The organism is Kineosporia sp. R_H_3, assembly GCF_002198675.1.
Classification (GTDB): domain Bacteria; phylum Actinomycetota; class Actinomycetes; order Actinomycetales; family Kineosporiaceae; genus R-H-3.
Map to the genome: position 1 here is coordinate 1 of NZ_MWLL01000067.1, position 9959 is coordinate 9959.

The following is a 9959-nucleotide window of genomic DNA, read 5'->3' on the forward strand; positions in this document are numbered from 1 at the left end:
CGCGAGGCGTACTACTCGACCGAGCGTCGCCGTCGCGCGCCGGTCGCCGCGGCCGCCGAGTGGGTGCCCTCGCCGCCTCGTCCGCCGGGGTGCTCCTCGCCGTCGCCCTCGTCACCGCGTTCGTGCTCCGCGACGGCGCCACCGACTGCCGGCCGCAGCCCCTCGCGGCGGCGCCCGTCGCCGCCGTCCAGCCGCGCGCCGTCGCCGCGCCTCCGATCGACACGTCGTGGTCGTCGGGGATCATCACCTTCTACGGCAAGGCGACCACCGGCGGCGCCTGCCTGGCGTCCTCGGTGCCCGCTAACCGGTACACGGCCGCGGCCGGTCCCGAGCAGTACGCGAACGGCGCCGCGTGCGGCACGTACGTCGACATCAAGGGCCGCAAGGGCACGATCCGCGTCAAGATCACCAACCTCTGCCCCGAGTGCCCGCCGGGCCACCTGGACCTGTCCGACGAGGCGTTCGCCGCCCTCGACGACATGTCGAAGGGCCGGGTCTCGATGAGCTACCGGGCCGTCCGCAACCCCTCCGTCGGCCCGCTCACCGTCCAGGTCAAGGACGGCTCGAACCCGTGGTGGCTCGCCGTCCGCGTCGACAACCACGGCAACCCGCTGCGTTCGGTCGAGATCGCCTCCGGCAGCCAGGGCTTCCAGCCGATGCAGCTGCAGGGCTACGGCTACTGGCTCGACGGCAACGGCGCCGGCGACGGGCCGTTCCGGGTGCGTGTCACCGACGTCCTTGGCCACCGGGTCACCGTGAGCGGCATCCGGCTGCGGCCGGGCGCGGTGCAGGGCACCGGCGTCCGGCTCTACGGGCCCGGTGCCGGCACGGCGCCGCGGACGACGGCCCCGGCGTCGCGGACGAGGTCCGCGACGAAGGCCGCCACCGCGAAGGGGACCGCGAAGGCGACGGCCACGGCGACCGCGAAGGCCACCGCGACCCCGAGCGCGGTGACCTCGGCGCCCCCGACGCCGTCCGCGCCCGCACCGCTGCCCTCGGCCGCCGACGCCCCGACGGCGGGTGCGGCCCTGACGGCCGCACCCGACCGCTGCTGACCTCAGGACACGTTGCGGCGCAACGCCCGCACCCAGCCGAACACGAGCGGGACGGCGACCCAGGCGAGTACCGAGGTGACCACCTGGGAGCCGTGCCCGGCGAGCTCGAACGACGAGAGCCGGCCGAACGCCTGGAAGACGTCGAGCCACTGCGCGTCGTCCCCGAGCAGCGCGGTGCCGGCGACCTGCCACAGCGTCGGGGCCACGAGGAACACGGTGATCGCGGCCGCCGACTGGGCGATCGCCGCGCCGAACGCCGCCCCCATGACGACGTTGAGCGCGCTGGTGACGAGCGAGCCGCCGACGACCGAGGCGGCGTCCCCCCACACAGGGGTCGTGCCCTCGAGGCCGCTCGCCGCGAGCAGTGCGGCCGCGGCGACGCCGAGGACGAGCAGCATGACCGCCGTCCCCAGCACCAGCGCCGCCGCGAGCTTCGCGGCGAGCACCCGGCCGCGGCGTGGCACGAGCGTGAAGGTCGTCAGCGCCGTCCGCTGCGTCCACTCCGAGGTCATCGCGAGAATCCCGAGGACCGGCAGGAAGAGCACCACCCCGCCGCGGGCGGTCGAGACCCACAGGTCGTAGTCCGGGACGCCGTCCGTGAGGTGGGTGAGCTGCCAGCCGACCGGGACCAGCGTGATGAGCACCGTGGCGACCATGAGGAACGCGCCCGCCCGGGTGTCGAGGCTCTTGCGGAGCTCGACGGACACGATGCGGGAGAACGGGATCCGTGGCGCGGCGGGCAGGGCCGCCTGCGGGGCCGCCGTGGTCGTGGTCGTCGCGGTCATGCCGCCGCCTCCGTCCGGCCGGGCGCGGTGCCGGCGCTCGTGAGCGAGAAGAACAGGTCCTCGAGCCGGCCACCGTCCGCGGCGCGCAGCTCGGTGAGGACGACGCCCGCCGCGAGCGCGGCCCGGCCGACCGTCTCGGCGTCCGTGTCGACCCGCAGCGCACCGTCGTCGGCGGGCAACGGGGTGAGCCCCGCGGCCCGCAGCGCCGTCGCGAGCCGGGCGGTGTCGGTCGCACGGACGACGACCCCGCTGCCCGCGAGCAGCTCGGCGAGCGGGCCCTGGGCGACGACGCGCCCGGCCCCGATGACGACGAGCCGGTCGACGGTCGCCTCGACCTCGTGGAGGAGGTGGCTCGACAGCAGCACGGTGCCGCCGCCCGCGGCGAACTCCTGGAGGAGCTCGCGCATCCAGCGGATCCCCTCCGGGTCGAGGCCGTTCGCGGGCTCGTCGAGGACGAGGGCGACCGGGTCGGCGAGCAGGGCCGTCGCGATGCCGAGCCGCTGCCGCATCCCGAGCGAGTAGCCGCGGACGCGGCGCTTCTCCGCGCCCGCGAGCCCGACCCGTTCGAGCATCTCGTCGGCCCGCCGGGCCGGGACCCCGAGCAGGCTCGCGGCGAGCCGGAGCGTCTCCCGGCCGGTGCGACCGGAGTGCTGGGCGGACGCGTCGAGCATGACCCCGACGACACGCCCCGGGTTCGGCAGGTCGGCGTACGGGACGCCGAGCACCGTCGCCGAACCGGACGTCGGCGGGGTGAGCCCGGTGAGCATCCGCAGCGTCGTGGACTTCCCGGCGCCGTTCGGGCCGAGGAAGCCCGTGACCGTGCCGGCCGCGCAGGTGAAGCTGACGTCGTCGACCGCGGGGGCGCCCCGGCCGTAGCGCTTGGTGAGGGACTCGATGGTGAGCATGCGTCCACGGTCGCCGCCCGGCAGCACCGGCGACGTCGCCCGCGCGTCTCCCGTCGGCACGCCGATCGTCGCGTTCCGGGGCCGCCGGGTGCGTCTTTCGTCGGACGTCCCCGCCCCGCGCCGCTGCCTAGGCTGACGTCCATGACACCCGTGGCCGCCGTCCGTGCGGCGACCGCGCACCCGGTCGTCCGGGCGAGGGCGGCGGACGCGCTCTACGGGGCGTTCTGCCTGGCCGACGCGGTCAGCGCGGCCCAGTCGACGTGGAGCGACCACGGCGCCTGGGCCGGCCTCGGGGTCGGCGCGGCCGGGCTCACGGGGACGGCCCTCGTCGTGCTGCTGCGGCGCACACGGCCGGTGCTCGTCGTGCTGTGCACGATCCCGCTGGCCTTCGCCGGCGGCCTCGACGGGGCCGTGATCCTGGCCCTGTTCGCGCTCGCCGTCCGTCGCCGGGACCGGGTGCTCGCCGGGCTCGCGGGCCTGTGCTGGGTGGCGGTCGGGGCGGCCCAGATCACCCAGGACAGCAGCAACTGGGCGGCCGGCTTCATCGCCGGGGCGGTCATCATCGTGCTCGCCGTCGTCGGCGGCGCGTACGTCGGCGCCCGGCGCGACCTGCTCGCCTCGCTGCGGGACCGGGCCGAGCAGGCCGAGGCGACGGCGCTGCTCCTCCAGCGTCAGGCGCGGCTGGCCGAGCGCACCCTCATCGCGCGCGAGATGCACGACGTCGTCGCCCACCGGATCAGCCTCGTCGCGCTGCACGCGGGTGCCCTCGAGGTGAACCCCGCGAGCGGCCCCGAGCGGGTCGAGCAGGCGGCGGCCCTCATCGGCACGACCGCGCGGCAGGCCCTGGAGGACCTGCGGGGCGTCCTCGGCGTCCTGCGCTCCGACCCGGACGCCCCCGTGCCCGAGGCGGCCGGGCTCGCCCCGCAGCCCCGGCTCGAGGACGTCCCCCGGCTCGTCGAGGCCTCCGTCGCGGCGGGCGTCCCGGTGACGTTCGAGGACCTCCGCCCGGCCGGTGCGCCGCCCGTCGACGAGGTCGTGGGCCGTACCGTCTACCGCGTGGTCCAGGAGGCGCTGACGAACGTCCACAAGCACGCGCGGTCCGCGCGGACCCGGGTCGTCGTCTCGGCCGACGACCCGGGGCTGCTCCGGGTCGAGGTGACGAACGTGCGCCCGGTCGCCGGCAGCATGCTCGTCCCGGGGTCGGGCACCGGCCTCGTCGGCCTGCGCGAGCGCGTCGGCCTCGCCGGCGGGACGCTCGACGCCGGCCCCGTCCCCGGCGGCGGGTGGAGCGTGCGGGCGACGTTCCCGGGCAGGCAGTCATGACCGCGGGCGGCGGGGCCGCACCCGCGGGTGGTCCGGCGGGGCCGGACGACCCCGCCACGTCCCGGCCGATCCGGGTGCTCCTCGTCGACGACGACGCGCTCGTGCGCGCCGGTCTGTCGATGATCCTCGCGAGCGCACCCGACCTGCTCGTCGTCGGCGAGGCCGCCGACGGTGCGGACGCCGTCCCGGCCGTGCGGGCCCACCGGCCGGACGTCGTTCTCATGGACGTCCGGATGCCCCGCACCGACGGGCTCGCCGCGACGGCCGCGGTGACCGCCCTCGACGGGGCGCCCCGGGTCGTCGTCCTCACGACGTTCGGCCTCGACGAGTACGTCTTCCGCGCGCTCGAGGCGGGCGCCAGCGGCTTCCTGCTCAAGGACACCCCGCCCCGCGACCTCGTCGAGGCCGTCCGGGTGGTGGCCCGCGGCGACGCGATGCTCAGCCCGGGCGTGACCCGTGCACTCGTCGAACGGTTCGCCGCGTCGGCGCAGGACGGCCGCCGGGCCGCCGCGCTCGCCCGGCTGCAGCCGCTCACCGACCGCGAGCGGGAGGTGCTCGTCGCGGTCGGGCACGGCCTGTCGAACGCCGAGGTCGGCCGCTCGCTCTTCATGAGCGAGGCGACCGTCAAGACCCACGTCTCCCGGCTGCTCCTCAAGCTCGGCTGCTCGAACCGGGTGCAGGTCGCGATCCTCGCCCACGACGCGGGGCTGCTCGAGGACCGCTGATCAGCGGCTGCCGACCGGCGTCCGCTCCGCGACGGCCTTGACCGCGGCCGCGACCGCCGGGGCGACGGCCGGGTCGAAGACGCTCGGGACGACGAAGCTCGGGTTGAGCTCGTCCGGGTGGACGACGTCCGCGATCGCCGTCGCCGCGGCGACGAGCATCTCGTCGGTGATGTGCCGGGCCCCGGCGTCGAGCAGGCCGCGGAAGAAGCCCGGGAACGCGAGCACGTTGTTGATCTGGTTGGGGAAGTCGCTGCGGCCGGTGCCGACGACCATGGCGTGCTGCTGGGCGGCGAGCGGGTCGACCTCGGGGTCGGGGTTGGCCAGGGCGAGGACGACGGCCCGGTCGGCCATCGTCGCGACGTCGGCGCCGGTGAGCAGGTCGGGCGCGGAGACGCCGATGAAGACGTCCGCCCCCGCGAGGCCCTCGCGCAGCGTGCCGGTGACGCCGTCGGCGTTCGTGTTGTGGGCGATCCACGTCTTGAACGGGTCGAGGTTCTCCCGGCCGGTGTGGACGGCGCCCCTGCTGTCGAAGGCGACGACGTCGCCCGCATCCTCGGCGAGGAGCAGCCGGATGATCGCCTGGCCCGCGGCGCCGGCCCCGGAGACGACGATCCGGACGTCGGGCAGCGACTTGCCGACGACCCGCAGCGCGTTCGTCAGCGCGGCGAGGACGACGATCGCGGTGCCGTGCTGGTCGTCGTGGAAGACCGGGATGTCGAGCATCTCCCGCAGCCGGGCCTCGATCTCGAAGCAGCGCGGGGCCGAGATGTCCTCGAGGTTGATGCCGCCGTACACCGGTGCGAGCGCCCGGACGATGCTGACGATCTCGTCGGCGTCCTGGGTGTCGAGGCAGACCGGCCACGCGTCGACGTCCGCGAACCGCTTGAAGAGGGCCGCCTTGCCCTCCATGACGGGCAGCGCGGCGAGCGGGCCGAGGTTGCCGAGGCCGAGCACCGCCGAGCCGTCGGTGACGACCGCGACGGTGTTCCGCTTGATCGTCAGCCGGCGGCCGTCCTCGGGGTTGGCCGCGATCGCCTGGCAGACCCGGGCGACACCCGGGGTGTAGGCCCGGGAGAGGTCGTCCCGGTGCCGGAGCTGGACCTTCGGGGTCACCTCGAGCTTGCCGCCGAGGTGCATGAGGAACGTCCGGTCGGAGACCTTGCCGACGGTGACGCCCTCGAGCGCCGCCACGGCCTCGGTGATCGCGTCGGCGTGGTCGGCGTCCGCGGCGTTGCACGTGACGTCGACGACGATGCGGTCGTAGTGCGACTCGACGACGTCGAGGGCCGTGAGCACTCCCCCGGCCTTGCCGACGGCGAGCGACAGCTCGGCGGTCGACGCGGCGGAGGTCGGGGCCTGCACCCGCAGGGTGATCGAGTAGCCCGGGCTCGGCGACGGCATGGTGCCTCCCACGCGACCCGGATCGTCTCGGGCGGAGACAGGTGGACTCCCGTCGCGCTCGCGCTCACCCTACGACCGGCGCGGCGGGCCGGGGACCGGAGCGCGCCGGACGGCGAAGGGCGGCCGGTGCACCGCACCGACCGCCCTTCCGCCCTGCTCCCCCGGTTGGACTCGAACCAACAACCTGCCGGTTAACAGCCGGCTGCTCTGCCAATTGAGCTACAGGGGATCGCGCTCGGGAACTCTACCAAAGCCTCGGCGGTGCTCTGCACCGCCTTTACCCCTGGGGGTCGCCGTCCTGCGGGTCTGCGTGCTGCGGATCCGCGTCGTCGAGGTGCTCGTCGTCTGGGCGCTCGTCGTCCGGGCGCACCGGGAGCAGCCCCGCCTCGTCCCGCAGGGCGGCCTCGGCGACCGCGACCCGGGCGTGCACCTCGGGATCCCCCAGCCGGACGCCGCGGCCCGGCGACACGGTCGTCGAGAGGTCGCCGCCGGGGGTCTTGCGCAGGGCGACGTGCACCCGGCGCCCGCCCGGCACCTCGACCTCCCGGGTGAGGACGACGCTCGACCGCACGCGCTCGTGGACGACCTCCGGCAGGAACGTCGCGTCCCCGATCTCGAGCGGGGCCGGCGTCCGGGAGCCGACCCACCAGACCGCGAGGGTCTGCGACTCGTCGTCCCAGGCCGCGTGGTCGACGTCCACCCACGGCCGGGAGACGAGGCGTCCGCGCGGGTCGAGGACGACGAGCCGGTCGACGAGCGCCGCGGCGTGGCCGCCCCCGGTGAGGTCCGCCCAGGCGAGCACCCGGGCGCCGGGGTCGATCTTCAGCTGCGCACGGACGTCGCCCGGCAGGGCGGGACGGCGGGTGCGCCCCGTGAGACGCGAGATCAGGCCCATGCGGGCCAGCCTAGGCGGCCGCCGCGCGGCCCCGGGACGGCGTCCGACGGCGCCACAAACTGAGACGGCGCCCGCGGGTCGGGGCGAGACCCGCGGGCGCCTACCGAGCGGCGTCGGGGGGCGACCGTCTTCCGCTCGGCTCTAAGGCCCGCTCGATGGCGAGACCGTTTCGGTCTCCTCCGGCGCCGGCAGGGGCGACCGCGACGCGGGAGAAGATCGAACCGTTGTGGTGCTGAGGTAGACACTGCTGGGTCGCAGCCCTGCTGTCTGCCTGTCCGATGGTCCTAGCACCTCCGTAGACCCCGGCTACGACCCCCCACGCGAGGGGGTCCGATCGGACGACCGGCTGTGAGACCCGCAGGTCAGATCGACGGGTGGATCCGCTCGCGCAGGCTGATCTTGCGCTGCTCGGCCGCGAGCAGGTCGGCGAAGAGCGCCCCGGTGTCCGGGCCGTCCGGCTGCGCCCGCTGCACCCGGCTCTTGAGGATGCCGATCGTGCGGGTGAGGTCGAGCTCGGCGATCCGCAGGACGACCCCGGTGACGTACCGGTCGAGGGCGACGTCGCCGTCGACCGGGAGCGAGCCGACGACGAGCTCGGTGACGAGGTGCTTGATCGTCTCGGGGGCCTCGGCCCGGACGGCCTCGGCCCAGGCCTGCGGGCCGACCTCCTGCGCCGTGGCCATCCCGCCCGCGGCGAGGATCGCGTGGTGGACGGCCCGGTAGGCGGGCACCTCGAACGCGTTCTCCCCGAGCGTGTCGGCATCGGCGCGGGGCACGAGCTGCGGCACCTGGAGCATGCACTCGAGGGCCTCCCGCTCGACCCGGGCTACCGGGTCACGCGGGTCGGGCCGCGGCAGGCTCGGTGCCGGCGGCTGGTCGTCGGGCCGCCGGTCGGCGCCGTAGCCGTTGTGGGAGCCGTTCTGGCCGCCGCTCTGACTCCCGCCCCCGCCCTGCCGGCCGCCGTCCGAGCCCTGCGACAGCGAGCGGGCGGCGCCGGTGACGGCCCGGACGACGGGCTCGACCTCCATCCCGAGCCAGCCGGCGAGCCGCCGGGCGTACTCGGGGCGCAGCGCGCTGTCCCGGATCCGCGCGACGACCGGCGCGGCCGCGCGCAGGCCCTGGATGCGGCCCTCCGCGGTGTCGAGGTCGACCTGGGCGAGCGTGGAGCGGATCGCGAACTCGAAGAGCGGCTGCCGGGCCGAGACGAGCGCCCGGACCGCCTCGTTGCCGCGGGCGTGCCGCAGCTCGCACGGGTCCATGCCGTCGGCGGCGACCGCGATGAAGGTCTGCGCGACGAAGCGCTGGTCCTCCTCGAAGGCGCGCAGCGCGGCCTTCTGCCCGGCGGCGTCCCCGTCGAAGGTGAAGACGACCTCGCCGCCGAACTTGCTGTCGTCCCCGAGCAGCCGCCGGACGATCCGGATGTGGTCGGCCCCGAACGCCGTCCCGCACGTCGCGACCGCGGTCTGGACGCCCGCGAGGTGGCAGGCCATGACGTCGGTGTAGCCCTCGACGACGACGACCTGGCGGGTGCGGCCGATCTCCCGCTTGGCGAGGTCGACCCCGTAGAGCACCTGCGACTTCTTGTAGAGCGCGGTGTCCGAGGTGTTGAGGTACTTGGCCTCGATCCGGTCGTCGTCGAAGAGCCGGCGCGCGCCGAAGCCGACGACGTCCCCGGTGAGGTCGCGGATCGGCCACATGAGCCGGCCGCGGAACCGGTCGTAGAGGCCGCGCTGGCCGCGGCCCGCGAGCCCGGCGGCGACGACCTCGTCGTCCGTGAACGCCTTGCCCCGCAGGTACCGCAGGAGCGCCTCCCCGGAGCGCGGCGAGAACCCGACGCCGAAGTGCGCGGCGGCCTCGCGGTCGAAGTCGCGCTGGGAGAGGAACGTGCGCCCGGCGAGGCCGTCCGGGGACGTCGCGAGCTGCTCGGCGAAGAACTCCGCCGCGACCCGGTTCGCCTCGACGAGCCGCTGCCGCTGCCCGACCTGGTCCCGCCGGACCGGGCCCTTGCCGCCGTCGTCCTCGTACCGCAGGGTGTGCCCGATCCGGTTCGCGAGCCGCTCGACGGCCTCGACGAAGGTCAGGTGGTCGATCTTCTGGACGAAGGAGATGACGTCCCCGCCCTCGCTGCAGCCGAAGCAGTGCCACAGCCCCACCGGCGGGCGGACGTGGAAGCTCGGGGTGCGCTCGTCGTGGAACGGGCACAGGCCCTTCATCGAGCCGACGCCGGCCTGCTTGAGGGTGACGTGCTCGCCGACGACCTCCTCGATCCGCGAGCGCTCCCGGACCAGCTCGACGTCCTCCTGGCGGATCCTCACGAGGCACCGCCGCGGCGCCCGGGGAGTCGGCTGGAGGTCACGGCCGGAGTCTAGGTGGCCGCACCCACGCCCCGCCGCGCGGAGTCGGGGCCGGCACGACCACCGGGTCGCGCCGGCCCCTCGCGCCCGGCCCCTGGCGACGGGTCTCTCACGCCGCCCCGGTCACCAGACGACGTGGCGGGCGGGCGGGGTGCCGCGGTCGGCCGACCGCCGGGCGGCGTCCGCCTCCTCCTCGAGGACCTGGCGCCGCCAGGCACGCTCGGCGCGGTCGCCGTCGCGGGTGCGGCGGCTGCGCCACTCGGGCAGGTGGATCGAGGACCGGATGCTCATGGCGTCTCCCTGAGGATCGTGCGGATGTCGTCGACGGCGCGGGCGACCACGGCCTTGATCTCTGCCCGCTGCCGCTCGTCGGGGATCCGCCGGCCAGGGCGTCCGCCCAGGTCGGCGAGCTGGTCGCGCAGCCAGGCGCCGAGGTCGGCGTCGAGGCCGGAGGTGAAGCCGACGATCCCCGACCACGGGTCGTCGGTGCCGGGCGGCGTCCGGCCCGGTCCGGGC

10 protein-coding genes and 1 tRNA gene are annotated in these 9959 nt (G+C 75.6%); 3 read left to right on the top strand and 8 right to left on the bottom strand.

Going from position 1 to position 9959, the window contains the following annotated elements:
* The first annotated feature begins 59 nt into the window (after positions 1 to 59).
* On the top strand, positions 60 to 1055 hold the full coding sequence (locus tag ECOMGDLI_RS03930) for an expansin EXLX1 family cellulose-binding protein (RefSeq protein ID WP_088313983.1): 996 nt from the start codon (positions 60 to 62) through the stop codon (positions 1053 to 1055).
* A 2-nt stretch (positions 1056 to 1057) separates the two neighbouring features.
* Here the strand turns inward: ECOMGDLI_RS03930 and ECOMGDLI_RS03935 are convergent, their stop codons facing one another.
* On the bottom strand, positions 1058 to 1840 hold the full coding sequence (locus tag ECOMGDLI_RS03935) for an ABC transporter permease (protein ID WP_088313986.1): 783 nt from the start codon (positions 1838 to 1840) through the stop codon (positions 1058 to 1060).
* Entirely contained in the window at positions 1837 to 2745 is a 909-nt protein-coding gene (locus ECOMGDLI_RS03940) for an ABC transporter ATP-binding protein (RefSeq protein ID WP_088314004.1), read from the bottom strand. The genes ECOMGDLI_RS03935 and ECOMGDLI_RS03940 overlap by 4 nt, the downstream gene beginning before the upstream one ends.
* Before the next feature lie 141 nt (positions 2746 to 2886).
* Here ECOMGDLI_RS03940 and ECOMGDLI_RS03945 point away from each other — a divergent pair, with 141 nt between their 5' ends.
* Both ECOMGDLI_RS03945 and ECOMGDLI_RS03950 read left to right on the top strand, forming a co-directional pair.
* A complete protein-coding gene (locus ECOMGDLI_RS03945; protein ID WP_088313989.1) occupies positions 2887 to 4068 on the top strand; it encodes a sensor histidine kinase in 1182 nt (393 codons plus the stop codon).
* The gene (locus ECOMGDLI_RS03950; RefSeq protein WP_088313992.1) at positions 4065 to 4793 is read left to right on the top strand and encodes a response regulator transcription factor; all 729 of its coding nucleotides are present in this window, start codon (positions 4065 to 4067) and stop codon (positions 4791 to 4793) included. The genes ECOMGDLI_RS03945 and ECOMGDLI_RS03950 overlap by 4 nt, the downstream gene beginning before the upstream one ends.
* On the opposite strand, the gene ECOMGDLI_RS03955 is transcribed toward ECOMGDLI_RS03950, so the two are convergent.
* The 6 genes from ECOMGDLI_RS03955 to ECOMGDLI_RS34415 form a co-directional block, all read right to left on the bottom strand.
* Complete coding sequence (locus ECOMGDLI_RS03955; protein WP_088313995.1) at positions 4794 to 6194, bottom strand: NAD-dependent malic enzyme; 1401 nt, start codon at positions 6192 to 6194, stop codon at positions 4794 to 4796.
* Between the two features lie 156 nt (positions 6195 to 6350).
* Positions 6351 to 6423: transfer RNA gene (locus ECOMGDLI_RS03960), tRNA-Asn, on the bottom strand.
* A gap of 48 nt (positions 6424 to 6471) precedes the next feature.
* Positions 6472 to 7089: a hypothetical protein gene (locus ECOMGDLI_RS03965; protein WP_088313998.1), complete on the bottom strand. Its 618-nt coding sequence runs from the start codon at positions 7087 to 7089 to the stop codon at positions 6472 to 6474.
* Positions 7090 to 7451: 362 nt separating this feature from the next.
* Positions 7452 to 9404: a DNA primase gene (dnaG, locus tag ECOMGDLI_RS03970; RefSeq protein WP_088314001.1), complete on the bottom strand. Its 1953-nt coding sequence runs from the start codon at positions 9402 to 9404 to the stop codon at positions 7452 to 7454.
* A gap of 162 nt (positions 9405 to 9566) precedes the next feature.
* Positions 9567 to 9734: a hypothetical protein gene (locus ECOMGDLI_RS34410; RefSeq protein WP_158220887.1), complete on the bottom strand. Its 168-nt coding sequence runs from the start codon at positions 9732 to 9734 to the stop codon at positions 9567 to 9569.
* On the bottom strand, positions 9731 to 9959 hold a 229-nt coding region (locus tag ECOMGDLI_RS34415; RefSeq protein WP_158220888.1), incomplete at its 5' end, for a hypothetical protein. The genes ECOMGDLI_RS34415 and ECOMGDLI_RS34410, both read right to left, overlap by 4 nt.